This window comes from Paenibacillus antri, from assembly GCF_005765165.1.
Classification (GTDB): Bacteria; Bacillota; Bacilli; order Paenibacillales; family YIM-B00363; genus Paenibacillus_AE; species Paenibacillus_AE antri.
Genome location: NZ_VCIW01000001.1, coordinates 666,661 through 683,570, shown reverse-complemented (window position 1 = coordinate 683,570; position 16,910 = coordinate 666,661). Strand labels below are relative to the sequence as shown.

Here is a 16,910-nt window from a genome sequence, read left to right as displayed (position 1 = left end):
AGCCCCGTGCGATCGCAACCGATCGCGCGGGGCCTCTGCATGCCGAACAAACTACTTCACGTACTGCTCCATCTCTTCCACCAACCCGCGGAACACTTCCATCGCGTCGCGGATCGGGGCCGGCGAGGACATGTCGACGCCCGCCTTCTTCAAAATGTTGATCGAGAAGTCGCTGCCGCCGCTCTTCAGGAAGCCGAGGTAGCGGTCGACGGCCGGCTGGCCTTCGTCGAGAATTTGCTTCGCGAACGACGTCGCCGCGGAGAAGCCCGTCGCGTACTTGTACACGTAGAAGCTCGTATAGAAGTGCGGGATGCGCGCCCATTCCATCTCGATGTCCTGATCGACGATCATGCCGTCGAATCCGTGATACTTTTTATTCAACTCGTAGTAAATTTCGCTGAGCGCCTGCGGCGTCAGCGATTCGCCCGCCTCCGACTTGTCGTGAATGATCATTTCGAATTCGGCGAACATCGTCTGGCGGAACACCGTCGTGCGGAATTGGTCCGCGTAGTAGGTGAGCAGGTACATTTTCTCCTTCGGGTCGGTCGTCTTCTTGAGCATGTAGTCCATCAACAACGCTTCATTCAAAGTCGACGCGACCTCCGCGAGGAAGATCGTATACTGCGCGTCGCGGTACGACAAGTTCGTATCCGAGTAATGCGAGTGGAGCGCGTGACCCATCTCGTGCGTCAGCGTGAACATCGAGTTGAGGTTATCCTTGTGGTTCAGCAGCACGTACGGATGCGTGCCGTAAGCGCCCCACGAGTACGCGCCGGACCGCTTGCCTTCGTTCTCGTACACGTCGATCCAGCCCTCTTCGAAGCCCGCTTGCAGGTTCTTCAAGTAGTCGTCGCCGAGCGGCTTCAGGGAATCCAACACCTTCGCCTTGGCTCCTTCGTACGAAATCTCCATGTCGACTTCTTCGACGAGCGGGGTGAACAGGTCGTACATATGCAATTCGTCGACGCCGAGCAGCTTCTTGCGGAGCTCGAGGTACCGCTGCAGCAACGGCAGCGATTCGTGAATCGTCGCGATCAAGTTCGTGTAGACGTCCTTCGGAATGTTATCGCCGTACAACGACGCTTCTAGCGCCGACGGATACTTGCGCGCCTTCGCGTAGAACTGGTTCTTCGTGACGTTCGCGGCGAGCGTGGCGGCGAGCGTGTTTTTTTGCTTGGCGTAGGTGGCGTACATCGCTTTGAAGGCATTCGCCCGGACCTCGCGGTTGCGGCTCTCCAGGAATTGAATGTACCGGCCGTGCGTCAGCTCGACGTCCTCGCCTTTGTCGTTCTTGATGGTCGGGAACTTCATGTCCGCGTTGTTGATCATTCCGAAAATGTTCCCCGGCGCCTGCGAAATGCTCCCCACCTGCGCAAGAAGCGCTTCCTCCGCCTTGGACAGGATGTGCGGCTTCTGGCGGAGCATCTCCTCGAGCGTATGCTTATACGGCGCGAGGGTCGGATCGGCGATAAAGCCCTTCAGCTGCTCCTCGGAGAGCGACAAAATTTCCGGCGTGACGAAGGAGAGCGCTTCGCCGACGTCGACGGACAGCTTCTTCGCCTTGTCGGACAACGCTTGATAGGTTTGATCGGCCATGTCCTGATGGTGGCGCATGTTGGAGTACACGTAGAGCCGCTCGGTCAGCAGCGAAATCTTATCCTCGAGCTCGAAGCAGCTCTTCAGCGCGGCGGCGTCCGTCAGCTTGCCTTGGAAGGCGGCCGCTTCGCCGAGCAGTCCTTTCACTTCTTCGTATTCCTTGTTCCAAGCGTCCTGCGACGGATACAAGTCCTCCAATTTCCACAGATGCTCGGCCGGCATGTCGGCGCGCTTCGGAAGCGCGGTTGTCGTCGTCGTCGTAGCCATCGTATCCCTCCAAGTATGTATTGGTAAGAAACATAAAGCGGCGGCCGCGGCAAGCGCCGAGACCGACGCGAAAAGCCGAATGCGAGTTCGGCGCATCGCGCGAATGCCCCCTTCGTTGCGGAAGTCCATTCGGCTAGTATGCGCCAAGGGTTACCATATTATAGCTTATTCCGAACCCATCGTAAAAAATGTGACGAGCAGCATAACGAACGCGGCGACGATCATGACGAGCGTCGAGACCGCGATCGGGCGGCGGAGCGGGTCGGGAATCGACTCGCGCTTCAGGATGACGACCGCGGCGAGGCAGAAGGAGACGACCAGAAACACCGCGAGCGCGCCGGACGATTGCATAGGGGGTTCAAACCTCGCTTTCCGGGTACACTACCCAAAACATGAAAGGAAAGTGAACGCATGGCGCCAACGCTGTTAGAACGCACGATCGATCGATTGCAGAACGAACCCGTCAACGCCGACGCGAAGAAGCCGGACGCCGGTCTGACGGTCGGCCGATTCCTCTTGGAGCAGCTGTCCGCTTGGGGAGTCGAACGCATCTACGGCGTGCTCGGAGACGCGAATTTGTTCTTCTTAGATGATATAGCAAAGCATGGGAAAATCCAATATGTTCCTTTCCTCGACGAGAACGCCGCGGCGCTCGCGGCGGCGGCCGAGGCGAAGCTGACCGGGCGGGTCGGCGTCGTGCTCGGCACGTGCGGTCCGGGCCTCACGAATATGATGAACGGCCTCGCGGACGCGTATGCCGACCATGCCGGCGTGTTGGCCATTACGGGGCAAGTCGACGAAGCGAAGATCGGCACGAGCGCGAAGCAGTACTTGCAGCAGCAGCTGACCGTCGCTCCGTTCGCCGCGTTCAGCGAGCTGCTGGCGCACCCGGATGCGCTGCCGGAGATGCTGCAGCGGTGCCTGACGCTCAGCTCGGTTCGCGGCGCGGTCACGCATCTGTCGGTTCCGAAGAAGATGTTCCTCGAACCGGTCAAGGGCGCGCCGCTGCCGTATACGGCGCATCTGCACCAGCCACTGCTCGCGCCGGCCGAGGACGTCGAAGCGACGTTCCGCTTGATCGCGGAGGCGGAGCGGCCGATGCTGCTGCTCGGGCGCGGGGTGGAAGGCGTCGAGCGCGAGACGCTCGCCCTCGCCGAGGCGCTCGGCGCCGCGGTGGCGACGACGCTGCCGGCGAAGCATGTGTTCCCGAACGGGCACAATCTGTTCGTCGGCGGCTTCGGCCTCGCGGGCAGCGAGGCGGCGAGCGTCGCGATGGCGGAGAGCGACCTCGTCGTCGTCTGCGGCGCGACCTGGTGGCCGGACGAATATACGCCGCCGACCGCGCGCGTCGTCCAGATCGATGCGATCCGCGAGAACATCGGCATCGGTCACGGCATCGTCCGCGGTCTCGTCGGCGATCTAGCGGACATCATGCCGCGGTTCGCCGGGTTCGCGAAGACGCTCGCGCGCGACGAGAAGCGCATGGCGGCATGGCAGCGGCGCGTCACGGATTTGCGCATGGACTGGATGAAGCGACTCGAGGCGGAGGCGGATCAGACCGGGACGCCGATGACGCCGCCGCGGATCATGAAGCTGCTGTCGGAGGCGATCCCGCCCGAAGCGATCGTCGCGCTCGACACCGGAGACCACTCGCTGTGGTGGGGGCGCGCGTTCGAAAACCGCGGGCAGCGGCTGCTCGTCTCGGGCACGCTGCGGACGCTGGGCTTCGCCTTGCCGGCGGCGATCGCGGCCGGACTCGCATCGTCCGGCCGCCCGATCGTCGCGGTCGCCGGCGACGGCGGCGTGCAGCAGACGCTGATCGAATTCAAGACGGCGGCGAAGCTGGGGCTGCCGATCGCGCTCGTCGTCCTGAACAACGGGTCGTACGCGATCGAGTACAACCGGATGCGGCTCGCCGGGCTCGACGCGTCGCAGGCGAAGCTCGACAATCCGGATTTCTCCGCCATAGCGACGGCATGCGGAGGCTTCGGCATGCGCGCCGACGACGAGGCGGCGTTCCGCGCCGCGCTTGCGACGGCATTCGATCCGACCCGGGTCGGGACGCCGCTCCTGATCGACGTCGCGACCGAGCCGACCGTGCTGCCGCACACGAAGCTGTAGAACGATCGATATATGGAAAACCTTGGAGCGCCTTACACGTCGTGTGAGGCGTTTTTTTCGTTTTTTCACCACTGTTCAAGAAAACCGTGGTAATATAGGTCTAGGCTTGGAGGCCTGATTACATAAAGGAAAAGGGATGATCTTTCGTTGCTGCAGCGCGTCCTGAAACGGTTGGCGTTCGTGTCCGACCTGAAGTTGTTTTATAAGCTCTTATCGCTTATCGCCGCGTCGGTCTTGTTTACGGTAGTCGTGGGCGTGATCGGCGTCGCGCAGACGGGCGTCACGTATTCGGGCGTCAAGGAGATGTACGACGAACGGGTGCTTCCGATCAAGTGGATCAACGAAGCTCGCGCGCATTCGCGCGCCGTCGAGGCGAATATGTACCATATTATGGTGGCGTACGATCCCATCGAACAGAAGGAAATGGTGAAGGAAACGGAAGAGCGGAACGCGAAGTTCGACGAAGCGTTCGCCAACCTGAAAGCAAGTCATCTGGACGCGGAGGAGGCGGAGCTCGTCCGACAGCTGGACGGCCTTCTCGCGGAATACCGCGCCGCCAGTCAAGAAGCGCTCAATTTGGAGCTGGAGCGTTCGGGCAACACCGATCGCGCGTTCCGCTACTTTAAACAGAACGCCGAGCCGAAGCTGGACCGAATCAATGAGATTCTAGCGCAATGGGCCGAGAAGAACGCGGCGAACGCCGAACGGACGAACGAGCGGCTCGGTCAGGCGTATACGGGATCGATCGCGCTGATCGTGACGATTATCGTCGTCGCGGCCGCGATCACGATCGCGATCGGGCTCTGGCTGTCCCGATTGATCAACTATCCGGTCAAGCGACTGCAATACATGATGAACGTCGCCTCGAAAGGCGACTTGACGGTGAACGTCGACATCGCGACGAAGGACGAGCTCGGCGATCTCGCCCGCTCGTTCCGCGGCATGCTCGAAGCGCAGCGCGAGGTGCTGCGGCAGGTCGCGGCGTCGAGCGAGCTGGTCGCCGCTTCCTCGCAGCAGCTGACGGCGAGCGCGGAGCAGACCGGCCAATCGAGCGAGATGATTACGGAAGTGGCGCAGCAGCTGGCCGTCGGCTCGGAGCGCCAAGCGGAAGGCGTGCGCGGCGCGGTCGCTCTGGCCGACGACATCGCGGCGGCGGCGGAGCGCATGAACGGCAATATGCACCGCATGAAGGAAACCGCCGTCGCGACGGCGGAGCAGTCGCGGGACGGGCTCGGGCGGATGGACGAGCTGCGCGCGAAGATGGACGAGCTCGGGCGCGCCATCGACGGGCTGTCTACCGTCATCGGCGGGCTCGGCGACAAGTCGGAGAAGATCGGCAGCGTCATGCGCCTCATTACCGACATCGCGTCGCAGACGAACCTGCTCGCCCTGAACGCGGCGATCGAGGCGGCTCGCGCCGGCGAGCACGGCCTCGGCTTCGCGGTCGTCGCCGACGAGGTGCGGAGGCTCGCCGAGCAGTCGAGCGCGTCGGCGAAGGAGGTCGCCGTCCACGTGGAAGGCATTCGCGGCGGCATCGCCGAGGCGTCGCGTTCGATGACGAGCGCGACCGTCCAACTGCGGGAAGGGATGGACAGCGTGAACGCGTCCGTGGCGGCGTTCGGCGAGATCGCCGATTCGGCCGCTCGCGTCGAGACGGACACGGCGTCCGTCACCGAGGATTTGGATGCGATCATGGGGCAGTTCCAAGCGATGTTGAACAGCTTCCGGGAGATCGCCGAGGTGGCCGAGCAAGCGGCGGCCGGCACGCAGCACGTGTCGGCGGCGACCGAGGAGCAGCTGGCGACGATGGAGGAGATGAAGTCGTCTTCGTCCCATCTGAGCCAGATGGCTTCGGAGCTGCAGGAGCAGGTCGGACGATTCAAAGTATAAATGGAAAAAGGCTGTCCGAAGCGCGGCGTCGCGTTTCGGGCAGCCTTTTCCCATGTATGTGTCACAAACCCTCGAATTGCTCGACGATGTGCGCGCGCTCTTCCTCCGTGCCGTTGAATCGCTCCGGCGCGAAGCGCTGCTCCACCCAATGCTTCAGCTCCGCGCGGCTGTAAAAAGTCCGAGATTCCTCGCCCCACTGATCGCTGATTTCGATAACCTCGATCTCGCGCCCGCGCACTTCGGCGTTGATCATATTCCACTTGTCGCGCTTCCAGATCTGCACCTTTTTCGTCGCCATGTCCGTCCATCACCCTTTCCGCGCCATCATACAAAAAATGTGCCCTAAATGCAAACGCCTATGCTACAATACCGTCAAGCCGGTCGCGGAGGCGGCCGGGAAGAGCCGAGCGAGGAGAGATGAGGAAGATGAGCCAAGCGAAACAAGGGAATCATGGGAATCATGGGAAAAAGGAAGCCTTCTACCCGCAGACGGGGGTAGCCGTGACGTGCCGCTCGTACCGGGAATACGAGGCGATGTTCGCGCTGGAGGGCGATGCGCCCTTCCGCGGGCCGACGCTAGACGTCGCCGGCGGCGCGTCGTCGTTCGCGGCGGAGGCGCGCCTGCGCGGGGCGCGGGTCGTGTCCGCGGATCCGCGCTACGCGAAATCCGCGGAGGCGCTCTACGCGGAGAGCGCGGAGGAGATCGCGTCGTCGACCGCGAAGCTGGAGCGGGCGAGAGATCGGTTCGACTGGACGTTCTACGGTTCGCCGGAAGCGCACCGGGCGAAACGGGAAGCGTCGCTCGAGCGGTTCATCGCGGATTACCGGGCGGAAGCGGAAGCCGGGACTGGGTCGTATACGGCCGCTTCGCTGCCGCGCCTTCCGTTCGAAGACGACGCGTTCGCGTTGACGTTGTGCAGCCATTTCCTCTTCTTATATGAAGAACAATTCGGAATCGAGTTTCACCGCGACGCATTAAGGGAGCTGTACCGCGTTACGCGACCGGGGGGCGAGGTCCGGATTTATCCGTTGTATACGTTGAAGCACGAGCGGTATCCGGGCTTGGACGACATCGTTCGAGAGTTCGAGTCGGCGGGCGCCGCCGTCCGGCTGCCGCCGTCCCGATTGACGTTCATTCCCGGCTCGACGCGGCTGTTGTCGATCCGCAAGCCGGCGAGCGGCAACGGCTGACCCGCCGCCTAACGGTCGACATTAGCGGAATCTTCCGCCTATAACCGCACATGTGCGCCTAGTTCGGGTAAGGGGTTCCGATGCATAGGCCCGAACATGAAGAAACCGCCCGGGAATGGTCCCGGACGGTTTCTTGCCGTCTTACTCGATAATCGTAAGAATGTCTTCCACCGGCTTGCGCGGCAGCTTGGCGGGCGTATCCGCCGGTACCCCAAGCGCGATGACCATGTTGACCTGCGCTTCGTCGCGAATGCCGAGGTATTCCTTCAGCGCCTCCTCCGCGAGCAAGACGGGACCGGTCATCGGGCAGGTGGCGAGACCTCGGGCATGCGCGGCGAGCATCAGGTTTTGCGAGGCGAGGCAGCTCGACTTGATGCCTTCTTCGCGCCATACCTCGTCGGGAACGAGCCCGATCGGATCGAAGATTTTCTCGCGGAACTTGGACGCGTACGGCGTGGCGAGGCAGACGATCAGCGCCGGCGCGTCCCGGAACGCGGTCGCGTACGGACCGAAAGAACGAACGAGCAAGCGCGCTTCCTTCTCGAGCCCGCGCTCGGTCGCTTCCGCCGCGCGGCGGTTCAACGCCTCCCACGTCAGCTCTTCGATGCGCGCGATCTTCTCGCGGTTCAGCACGACGACGAATTCCCACGTCTGAGAGTTCGTATCGCTCGGGGCGTAGCGGGCGCAGTCGATAATTTCTTGGATGTCCTCGACGGAGACCGGCGCGTCCGTATATTTCCGCACGCTTCTGCGTTCGTGCATGTTGGCTTTAATTAAAGGATAGGACATTAAAAATTCACGCCTCACGGTTTCATATTTTTAGTAGTTGGTACTAATACCATATCACAATTATAACGTTCTGTGACAGGGCGTCAAGCGCGCTTCTGTCGGACGATCGAACGTGATATGATGGATAACAACGATTGCGGAATCAGCGGAGAAGGAGGGAGACCATGGAGCCTTTCGCGCCGGAAGCGCATTTCGCGTTCGACGCTCGCCTCGGAATCCCGACGCCGGAGCTGCGGCGGGAATGGACCGAGTTTACCGCGGCGGAGCAGTCGGCCATACTGTATTATTGGGAGACGGTGCGCGGTGCGATCCCGGACCGCATCTTCGCCTTCGAGCGGGAAATCGTCGCTCTGCAGGCGCGGCTCGACGACGAGGAAAACTTCGAAGTCGTCTGCGCTTTGACGTGGGATATCGCGGAGCGGGCGAGCCGCATCAACGATTTGCATTTATATTTCCGCTTAAACCAAGACGTTGCGGTGAAAGCCCATCATTAGCTATACTGGTTGGAGAATTTTCCGGACGGACGGAGGCGTACGCATGAGCATAGAGGAAGCGCGCGGCTTGATTTCCGCGCTCGCAGACCGTGAGCCGCCGCAGGAGCTGTCGCCTAAGCGGCCGCCGGACGAGGCGGTTTCCGCTGCGATTCGTCGGCTGACCCCGGGGGACGCGCCGGAGGCGAGGGCGCTTCGCTCCGCGCTGCTGCTGTGGAACGACGATCTGGACGGCTCCCATGCGTTGTCGCAGGAGCTGCATTCGCCGACGGGCAGTCTGCTTCACGGCATTATGCATCGGATGGAAGGCGATTATTGGAACGCGGACTATTGGTTTCGCCGCGTCGGCGCGCATCCGTGTTACGCGGACATCGCCCGCGAAGCGGCGCTCGCGGAGGGCGGCGGAGCGTTCGTCGCCCGCGGCGGCTGGGATCCGTCCGCCTTCAATCGGGCGGTGGAACGCGCCCTGCAAGGGGGCGACGCGGCCGAAATCGGGAAGCTCGAGCGGCTGCAGCGCGCCGAGATGACCGCCGTCGCTCGCTACTGCTTGCATCAATGCTTCGGAGGTACGTCGCTTGATTGATTCCGGACGCGAAGCGGGCGCCGCGCCGCGAGGGCCGCTCTCGCTCATGCTGCGTGTATACCGGCAGGTACTCCCGGAAGTCGCCCGGGAGCTGGACCGGTGGACGGAGGAGGCATCCGCGATTCCCGACGCGGAGCTGCGAACGCAGGCGATCGCCAGCCTGTCGACGAAACGGTTCCATTGCGAAGGAGGCTCCGTCTACGCGCTATTGCGTCCCGAGCGCCGGAGCGCCCTCATCCCGCTCATCGTGGCGCTGCAGACGATCAGCGATTACTTGGACAACCTATGCGATCGGTCGACGTCGATGGATGCGGCGGACTTCCGCCAGCTGCATCTCGCGATGCACGAAGCGGTCGACCCGGAGCTGCCGCTGTCGGATTATTACGAGCTGCGCGCGGAACGGGAGGACGGCGGATATTTGCGCCGCCTCGTCGAGACGTGCCGCGACAATATCGCGACGCTGCCGTCGTACGACGCGGTCAAGCCGTACGTGAAGGAGCTGGTCGGCCTGTATGGCGACTTGCAGGTGCATAAGCACATCCGCCGGGAGGACCGCGAGCCGGCGCTGACCGGCTGGTGGTCGTCGCATCGGGACAAGTGCCCCGAGCTCGGCTGGAACGAGTTCGCCGCGGCGACCGGCTCCACGCTGGGCATGTTTTATTTGTTCGCCGTCGCGGCGGGCGAGGGCGTTACGGAAGGGCGCGCGGAGCGCGCCCGGAACGCCTATTTTCCGTACGTCTGCGGTCTTCACATCCTGCTCGATTACTTGATCGACATGGAAGAGGATCGAATCGGGGGCGACCTCAACTTCTGCGAGTATTTCGACGACGCCCGCCGGACGGCGGAGCGCATCGAATGGATCGCCGGAACGGCTAGGGAACGCGTACGGGAGCTCGACGACCGGCGGTTTCACGGCATGATCGTCGAAGGGCTGCTCGCGTTGTATTTATCGGATCCGAAGGTGAGGCGGCAGGAGGACGTCGCCGGCGTCACGAAGCGGCTGATGCGGAACAGCCCGTTGACGCGGATGTTCTTCTGGGCGAACAGCGTATGGATCCGCAAGCGGCAAGGCATCGACCGGCCGCAAATTCAAGACGCCAGATCTTAAACAGAGGTAAGGAAGGATGGCAGAGACCATGTCTGTACAATCGATTGCGGTATTAACGAGCGGAGGAGACTCCCAAGGGATGAACGCGGCCGTTCGAGCGGTCGTGCGCAGCGCGCTGTTCCACGGATTGAAGGTGTACGCGGTGCAGCGGGGCTACCACGGATTGATTCACGACGACATCCGCGAGATGGATTTGCGCAGCGTCGGCGATATCATTCAGCGAGGCGGCACGATTCTGCAGACGGCTCGTTCGAAGGAGTTCATGACGCTCGAAGGGCAGCAGATCGGCGCGGAAAACTTGCGCAAGCGCGGCATCGACGGCCTCGTCGTCATCGGCGGCGACGGCTCGTATCAAGGCGCGAACAAGCTTCGGCTGCAGGGCATCAAGACGATGGGGCTCCCGGGCACGATCGACAACGATATCCCGTTCACCGATATCACGATCGGCTTCGACACGGCGGTCGGCATCGTCGTCGACGCGGTGAACAAGCTGCGCGATACGATGACGTCGCACGAACGTTCGTCCGTCGTCGAGGTCATGGGCCGCCATTGCGGCGATATCGCGTTGTACGCGGGCCTTGCGAGCGGCGCCGAAGCGATCCTCGTGCCGGAGATGCCGTTCGATCTCGACCAAATTTCGGCTTCGATGAAGCATCACTTCGCCGGCGGCAAGCGGCACAGCATCATCCTCGTCGCCGAAGGCGTGGGCAAGGGCGAAGACATCGCCAACCGCATCACCGAATCGAGCGGCATCGAATGCCGGGTGACCGTTCTCGGTCATATCCAACGCGGCGGCTCGCCGACGCACAACGATCGAATTCTCGCAAGCCGCTTAGGCGACTTCGCGGTGCGCCGCTTGATCGCGGGCGACTCCGGCAAGGCGGTCGGCGTCATCCAGAACGAGCTCGTCGCCACCGACATCGAGAAGGTCGTCAGCACGAAGAAGCCGTTCAACAAGGACTTGTACGATTTGGCGCTTCGATTATCGCAATAAACGCAGGAAGGCCCCGCGGCCGCTCGAACGTAACGAGCGGAACGCGGGGCCTGTTTTTTTCGGTCCGGGATCAGCGGCCGAACGCCCGGCGGAAGAACGCGACCAGCTGGTTTCGCTCCGCGTACACGTTGGCGTAGTCGATGAGGACGACGCGGCCGTCCTTCGCGAGGCGGACGTTGTTCCGCCTCGGCCGGCCGGTCCGCCGATCGACGATGTCCGAGATAGCGATGCCGTACCGGTCGGCGAGCTCCCTGACGCGTTTCAGCTGTCGATCGCAGACGCGCCCGCTCGGCACGGGCCGGGTCATCTTCTTCATGACGACCCAGCCATGACCGGCCGCCGTCACGGGGCACAGATGTTTTCGCAGCGCGCTCGGCGCTCTTCGATACAGCGACGCCTCCTGCGCGTTGCAATCGATCCCTTTCGGCACCCGGGCCACCTTCAAAATGCGGCCGTCTCCGATATCAAAGACGAATCGATGTTTGCCGGCGCCGAGCAACGGGTACCCGAGCGCCGGAGCCTTCCGATTCCCGGCGCCCGGCGCGACGGACAGCGTATCGATCCAATCGCGAATCGCATGGCGGTCTCGACGGTTCAACCCGTTTTCCATGATGATCCCCTCGTCTCCTTCTTCCTATGTCGTAGCTCGCTATAGGATATGAAGGCAGAGACCGCCGCGGACAGGCGAATGCCCTCGTCCTCGGCGGAGAACGGGGGCATGCGGGGCGTTAGCGAGAATGGATCGTCGCGAATTCGAAATCGCCGCGGAACAGCCGGGCTCCGGAGACGGTCACGTAAATCGGATTGAACGCGTCCAGCGCGCCGACGAAGTCGAGATTGCCTCCAAGCTTGTCCTTCGCGTATACGGAAGCCCGCGAACGAAGCGCGCGCTCGAACTGGGCGTCCGTCTGCAACTGTCTGCTCATGATGCATTCCCCCCACACTAGCTTTGCCAGAGTACGGGGAGAAATATGTCGGTTACTTGCCGCGCGCGGGGCGCGCCCACCCGATGTCCCAGCGGGCGCGGTACAGCGCGGTCGCGACGACCGTCAGCTCGGCGGCGGACCCGGCGGTCAAGACGAGCGGCCCGATGACGCCGTTCCACTCCGGGAGGAAGAAGACGAGCGAGACGAGCACGGTCAGCGAGGCCGCGGTGTTGGCGGCTTGGGACCACATGAAGACGTGCGTGCGGCGGAACAGCATCAGGAAGCCGTTGCCGAAGTCGACCCACGGCAGGACGAGGGCGAGCAGCGCGTACACCTTCATGACGTCGAGCGTCGCCGGCAGCAGCCGACCGGTCAGCCCCATGACCTCGTCCAGCAGGAAGGCGCCGGCCGGAGTGAAGAAGATCGCCGCCGTCAGCAGTCCCGGCGCGAAGCCGACGAATCGTTGGAAGCGGAAGACGAGCCGCGGCGACGACGGATAGAAATTCAACACGATCTGATGAATGTACGTGAATACGCTCATGATAACGCCGAACACGCTGGAGGCTACGGCGAACGAGGCGATGGACAGTTCGACGTCGAGCGTCTTGCCGAGCAGCGCGTTCGTCGCCGGAGCGACGGCGATGACGATGAAGGACGAATACAACAGCGGCCGGTAGAAGCCGAATATATGGCGTTTGGACGTGATGCCGTGGTCCTCGACGCGCTCCGGCAGCTTCCGCGTCAGCGTGCGGCCTTCCCAATAACAGACGCCGGCTTCGATCAGCATGCCGGCGGCGAAGATGAACGCGCCGACCCAGCCGCCGGTGACCGTATCGGTGCGAACGAAATATTGCGACAACGCGAACATGCCGGCGAGCCGGACGATCATGCCGATCGTCACCCACTTCGTGCGCATCTGGCTAATGATGACGCCGTGGTACAAACAACGGAGCGCCGAGAAGACGCTGACCCACATGAAGAACTGGTAGCCAGACACGATCGCCGGCACGAGACTTTCGTCGACGCCGTATACGTCGCGAAATACGAAGGCGCCGACCGGCGTGTAGCAGATCAGCGCGCCGAACGCGACGGTCGCCGCGATCAAGATCCACGTGACGCCCGACATCGCCCGGAACGACACGCGGTCGCGCACGAGCGCGGAGCAGGTCTGGCGAACGAGCACCGCCGGCCGCTCGGTTAAGCCGAACAAGCTCGCCCCGAGCGCGTACGCCGCGATGGCGATCTCTGGATTCGACGCCTTCGAGAGCGTGGAGTGGATGATGGAGTGGGTGATGCTGACGAGACAGGCGGCGAAGCCGAGCGGGATGAAAAATCGCATGAGGCTGCTCATCGTCGGAATGCCGGACTTCGTCCCCGGGGCGGAGGCATTCGGTGTCGTTACGGCTGCGGCGGTTTCTCCCATCGGTACGTCTCGCTCCCTTACTCGTTGGTATACTATTGAATGAATACAATTTCTCCATTATAGCAGAATCGGCTCCGGGCGGGGGGCTTGAACGGGAAAACATCCCTTCCATCGACGGCCCGAATATCGGCATACGAACGGGAAAGCCTCCGCCCGATTCGCTCGAAATGGGGGACGAAGGCGTCTTATTACCGATCCGGTTCGTAACCCCGGTTCGCGGCGGCAAACCGAACGGCGCCCCCCTCGCCGCAATCAAGCGGGGGAAGCGCCGTCCGTTCGATTATTCCAAGTCGTAGTCGACGCCTTCGGTGTAGCGGTTGACCGCGTTCCACAGCATAAATTCTTCGATGCCGTTATCCTTCAGCGCTCGAATCTGCTCTTCGACTTCCTTCTTGCCGTATTTAATGTAGCCCTTCACCCACGACGCGGTGAAATCTTGGATCCAAGGCCGTACGATCGGTTGAAAAGGACCCAGCGGCTCCAGCTTCTTGAACGTATCCTTCATCGCGCCGTCGATCGTGACGTACGGCGCCGCGTCCGGAACGTTCGAGCCGAACCAGCCGGTCGAGTAATGGCTCGGGTATACCATCGGCGAGATGACGTCCACGTATTTCGAGATGAGCTCGAAATCTTGCCCGATCCCTTCGGCGGCCGGAACCGACGCGGCGTACCCGAAGATGTCGACGGAGACGCGGACGCCCAACGGCGACAGCTGCTCCCGCGCGTATTTCACGAAGTCGGCGACGACCTCGATCCGCTTGCGTTCGTCCTTATGGTAGGCGAGGACGTCCGCCTTGTTCTCGAAGCCTTCCGGGAACCGCACGTAATCGAACTGGATTTCTTTAAAACCGAGCTTCGCGGCTTCCTTCGCCACCTGCACGTTGTACTCCCATACTTCCTTCCGGTACGGATTGACGAACGACTCGCCGCGTCCGTTTTTCCAGACGGCGCCTTCGGGCGTCACGAACGACAGGTCCGGCCGCTTCTCGGCCAACACCGAATCCTTGAACACGACGATGCGCGCGATCGGATACGCCTCATGCTCCGCCAGACGGGAAAGCAGGGCGGAAGGATCGCGGATAATGTTCTTCGCGGTGCCGATCTCGAGCAGCACGGGGTCTTGCGTCGGGTACGTAATGTAACCGTAGTCGTCTTTCACGTCGATGACGAGGCTGTTGAGCTCGGTGTCGTCGATGAGCGTAAGCAGCGTCTCGAGACGCGCGCCGCCGGCGCTGTGGGCGGTCGCATATACCCCCTTCACGACGGGGGCGTCCGGTTGGGGGTCGTCCTTCTCGATCATCGGAATGCCGGACGAGCCGGTCTCCGCGTGAACGGCCGCTTGTCTCGCCTGCTCCGTCGCCCGGATCCAGTCGTCCAGCGACGGCTCCAACGCGCTCGTCTGCGCGGCGCCGCCGCCGAGCAGCAGCAGCAATACGGCAATGATACTTTCCATGTCAACGCACTCCCCCAATGTTCACTGTCCCCATTATATGACACGGTTCGAGCGGGGCACAGTGGTTTTTTGTCCCACGGCGTCGAATGTTGGGCGGGCAACTTCTCTTTTTTTCGAGAATGGAGTAGGATGTAGGGATGTATGGAAAATGACCAGCGGATAGGATGGACCGACTTGAACAGACAACTAGCCATCGTGAAGGCGCTCAATGCGCTCTACTATTGCTCTAACGCCGTGCTGCTGCCGTACTTGCCGTTATACTTCGCCTTCAAAGGATATACCGCCGTAGAGGTCGGTCTGTTGCTTATGGTCGGCCCGTTCGTAGCGATCGTCGCCCAGCCGGTGTGGGGGTACGTCAGCGACCGGTTCCAAACCGTGAAGTGGGTGCTCCTGCTGTTATGGTCGCTGCAGCTTCTATGCAGCATCGGCTTGTTCACCGTAACGGGCTTCCCGATCACGTTGTTGTTTACGACGTTGCTGTATTTCTTTCTTATGCCGTCGTCGCCGCTGTTAGACTCCCTGACGATTCGTTCGGCGACCGACGCCGGCGTCAGCTACGGCACGGTGCGCATGTGGGGGTCGATCGGATTTTCGATATTCGCGGCGTTGTCCGGGGCGATTCTGGTCGCGATCGGCGGCGTCGACAATCTGAAGTGGATTTATTGGGGGGTCTGGCTGTTCCCGATGCTCCTGGCCGCGCTGCTGAAGGATGTGAAGGCGTCCGCTCCGCCGATTACGCTGCGGTCGCTGTCGACCGTCGTCCGGAGCCGCCCGTTGCTCTGGTTCCTCTTGCTCGTCTTCGTGATGATGCTGCCGCATCGGATGAACGACGGCTTCCTCGGGCTCCATATGAGCGATCTGGGCGCGAGCGAGCAGATGGTCGGATTGGCGTGGTCGATCGCCGCGTTAAGCGAGGTGCCGACGTTCGCGCTGCTGCACCGGTACTTGCACAAGGTGCACGAGCTGGCGCTTATCGGCGTCGTCGGGCTGCTGTACGTCGTCCGGTGGATCGTCTACGCGCTGGCGACCGATCCTCTGCTGCTGCTCGTCATGCAGGCGAGCCACTCGATCACGTACGCCGTGTTCTGGGTGTCGGCGGTCGCTTACGTCGTCCGCATCGTGCCGAACGAGTTCCGCTCGACGGGCCAATCGATTCTCTCGGCGATGTTCGTCGGCGTGACGGGACTGGCGAGCGGGACGCTCGGGGGGTGGATCGAAGGATGGGGCGGGTACGAATCCGCTTATATGATCGGGGCCGTCGTCGCGGGAATCGCGGGCGTCGCCTTCCTGCTTACGCATGCGGCGCAGCGGGGCACGCTCCGGCGAGGCAGTCGTGGGACTTAGCGGGAAAAGCTCCGTGTAAATCTGGGAGTTCTTATAAAAACAGTGGCCAAGAGTCGATATAGAGGGAGCTTTTCCCGGTAATGTGTTTTTTTGCAGGGATGAGTCTTATTTAGAGGGAGCTTTTCCCGTTACATGAAGCAAGGGCCTGTCTCCAACATGGAGACAGGCCCTCGCTGCGTCAAATCTTAACCCGCGGGGAATCGTTCTGCGGCAGCATCGTGTGAAACAGCAGCTCTACGGCCGCGACGCCGAGGGCGATCCAGAACGTTTCGCCGAGCGATACGTTCCAGCCGAGGAACGCGCCCACCATCCAGACGTATACGTACGTCAGTCCGAAGTCCGCGATCGTCGCCGTCAAGTTGTTCGTCGCCGGCAGAATGACGCGGTCGCCGATGAAATAGGCGATGACGGTTAAGACGACGGCCGCGGCGACCGCTTCCCAGAACATCACCGTACCGAACCAGAGCAAGAGCGGAACGACGATGACGCCGTTCAATAATGCCTTCAAGAGAAATCGAAGCAGCATGCTTGCGTCCTCCTTCTGAGTGTACGACATATGTTCAATGTTCCACTCGGAGGTCGGCGTTATGCCGTGAAATAATAGGGGGCTGTCCCAAAAGTCGTAAAATGACTTAAGGGCGGGTTCCGGCTCGCGCTTCCGTAAAACCGAATGAGCCGCCTGTCGTCGTTAAACCCAATTGGAACAGCAAGGAAATGTGAGAAAAACGCAAAGA

At 62.0% G+C, this 16,910-nt stretch carries 17 protein-coding genes; 8 read left to right on the top strand and 9 right to left on the bottom strand.

Annotated features, from left to right (window positions below):
* Positions 1-51 precede the first annotated feature (51 nt).
* Positions 52-1,863 (bottom strand): oligoendopeptidase F, encoded by a 1,812-nt coding sequence (pepF, locus tag FE782_RS02705; protein WP_138192226.1) that lies wholly within the window; start codon positions 1,861-1,863, stop codon positions 52-54.
* A gap of 165 nt (positions 1,864-2,028) precedes the next feature.
* The gene (locus FE782_RS02700; protein WP_138192224.1) at positions 2,029-2,214 is read right to left on the bottom strand and encodes a hypothetical protein; all 186 of its coding nucleotides are present in this window, start codon (positions 2,212-2,214) and stop codon (positions 2,029-2,031) included.
* Positions 2,215-2,274: 60 nt separating this feature from the next.
* Between FE782_RS02700 and FE782_RS02695 the strand changes: the two genes are divergently transcribed.
* Both FE782_RS02695 and FE782_RS02690 read left to right on the top strand, forming a co-directional pair.
* Complete coding sequence (locus FE782_RS02695) at positions 2,275-3,984, top strand: thiamine pyrophosphate-binding protein (RefSeq protein ID WP_138192222.1); 1,710 nt, start codon at positions 2,275-2,277, stop codon at positions 3,982-3,984.
* Between the two features lie 147 nt (positions 3,985-4,131).
* Entirely contained in the window at positions 4,132-5,874 is a 1,743-nt protein-coding gene (locus FE782_RS02690; protein ID WP_138192220.1) for a methyl-accepting chemotaxis protein, read from the top strand.
* A 61-nt stretch (positions 5,875-5,935) separates the two neighbouring features.
* On the opposite strand, the gene FE782_RS02685 is transcribed toward FE782_RS02690, so the two are convergent.
* A complete protein-coding gene (locus FE782_RS02685) occupies positions 5,936-6,172 on the bottom strand; it encodes a hypothetical protein (protein WP_138192218.1) in 237 nt (78 codons plus the stop codon).
* A gap of 128 nt (positions 6,173-6,300) precedes the next feature.
* Between FE782_RS02685 and FE782_RS02680 the strand changes: the two genes are divergently transcribed.
* Positions 6,301-7,065 carry a class I SAM-dependent methyltransferase gene (locus FE782_RS02680; RefSeq protein ID WP_138192216.1) on the top strand — a complete coding sequence of 255 codons (765 nt, stop codon included), beginning with the start codon at positions 6,301-6,303 and terminating at the stop codon, positions 7,063-7,065.
* A gap of 141 nt (positions 7,066-7,206) precedes the next feature.
* Here FE782_RS02680 and FE782_RS02675 read toward each other — a convergent pair whose 3' ends face one another.
* Positions 7,207-7,854 carry a nitroreductase family protein gene (locus FE782_RS02675; protein ID WP_138192214.1) on the bottom strand — a complete coding sequence of 216 codons (648 nt, stop codon included), beginning with the start codon at positions 7,852-7,854 and terminating at the stop codon, positions 7,207-7,209.
* A gap of 164 nt (positions 7,855-8,018) precedes the next feature.
* Here FE782_RS02675 and FE782_RS02670 point away from each other — a divergent pair, with 164 nt between their 5' ends.
* From FE782_RS02670 to pfkA, 4 genes are read left to right on the top strand one after another with little or no spacing between them, the layout of a single operon-like run.
* Positions 8,019-8,348, top strand: coding sequence for a hypothetical protein (locus FE782_RS02670; RefSeq protein ID WP_138192211.1), 330 nt, complete (start codon positions 8,019-8,021; stop codon positions 8,346-8,348).
* 43 nt (positions 8,349-8,391) lie between these two features.
* Positions 8,392-8,928 (top strand): hypothetical protein, encoded by a 537-nt coding sequence (locus FE782_RS02665; protein ID WP_138192209.1) that lies wholly within the window; start codon positions 8,392-8,394, stop codon positions 8,926-8,928.
* A gap of 46 nt (positions 8,929-8,974) precedes the next feature.
* Positions 8,975-10,036, top strand: coding sequence for a tetraprenyl-beta-curcumene synthase family protein (locus FE782_RS02660; protein WP_138192426.1), 1,062 nt, complete (start codon positions 8,975-8,977; stop codon positions 10,034-10,036).
* Between the two features lie 28 nt (positions 10,037-10,064).
* Positions 10,065-11,030, top strand: a complete 966-nt coding sequence (gene pfkA / locus FE782_RS02655) for a 6-phosphofructokinase (protein ID WP_138192207.1) — start codon at positions 10,065-10,067, stop codon at positions 11,028-11,030.
* Positions 11,031-11,100: 70 nt separating this feature from the next.
* Here the strand turns inward: pfkA and FE782_RS02650 are convergent, their stop codons facing one another.
* The 4 genes from FE782_RS02650 to FE782_RS02635 form a co-directional block, all read right to left on the bottom strand.
* On the bottom strand, positions 11,101-11,640 hold the full coding sequence (locus FE782_RS02650; protein ID WP_138192205.1) for a PIN domain-containing protein: 540 nt from the start codon (positions 11,638-11,640) through the stop codon (positions 11,101-11,103).
* 118 nt (positions 11,641-11,758) lie between these two features.
* On the bottom strand, positions 11,759-11,956 hold the full coding sequence (locus FE782_RS02645; RefSeq protein ID WP_138192203.1) for a hypothetical protein: 198 nt from the start codon (positions 11,954-11,956) through the stop codon (positions 11,759-11,761).
* 52 nt (positions 11,957-12,008) lie between these two features.
* On the bottom strand, positions 12,009-13,379 hold the full coding sequence (locus tag FE782_RS02640) for a multi antimicrobial extrusion protein MatE (protein ID WP_138192201.1): 1,371 nt from the start codon (positions 13,377-13,379) through the stop codon (positions 12,009-12,011).
* A gap of 280 nt (positions 13,380-13,659) precedes the next feature.
* Entirely contained in the window at positions 13,660-14,832 is a 1,173-nt protein-coding gene (locus FE782_RS02635; protein WP_138192199.1) for a putative glycoside hydrolase, read from the bottom strand.
* Positions 14,833-15,006: 174 nt separating this feature from the next.
* Between FE782_RS02635 and FE782_RS02630 the strand changes: the two genes are divergently transcribed.
* Positions 15,007-16,176 (top strand): MFS transporter, encoded by a 1,170-nt coding sequence (locus FE782_RS02630; RefSeq protein ID WP_138192197.1) that lies wholly within the window; start codon positions 15,007-15,009, stop codon positions 16,174-16,176.
* A gap of 178 nt (positions 16,177-16,354) precedes the next feature.
* Here the strand turns inward: FE782_RS02630 and FE782_RS02625 are convergent, their stop codons facing one another.
* Positions 16,355-16,702, bottom strand: a complete 348-nt coding sequence (locus tag FE782_RS02625; RefSeq protein WP_158299225.1) for a DUF2512 family protein — start codon at positions 16,700-16,702, stop codon at positions 16,355-16,357.
* Positions 16,703-16,910: the final 208 nt, after the last annotated feature.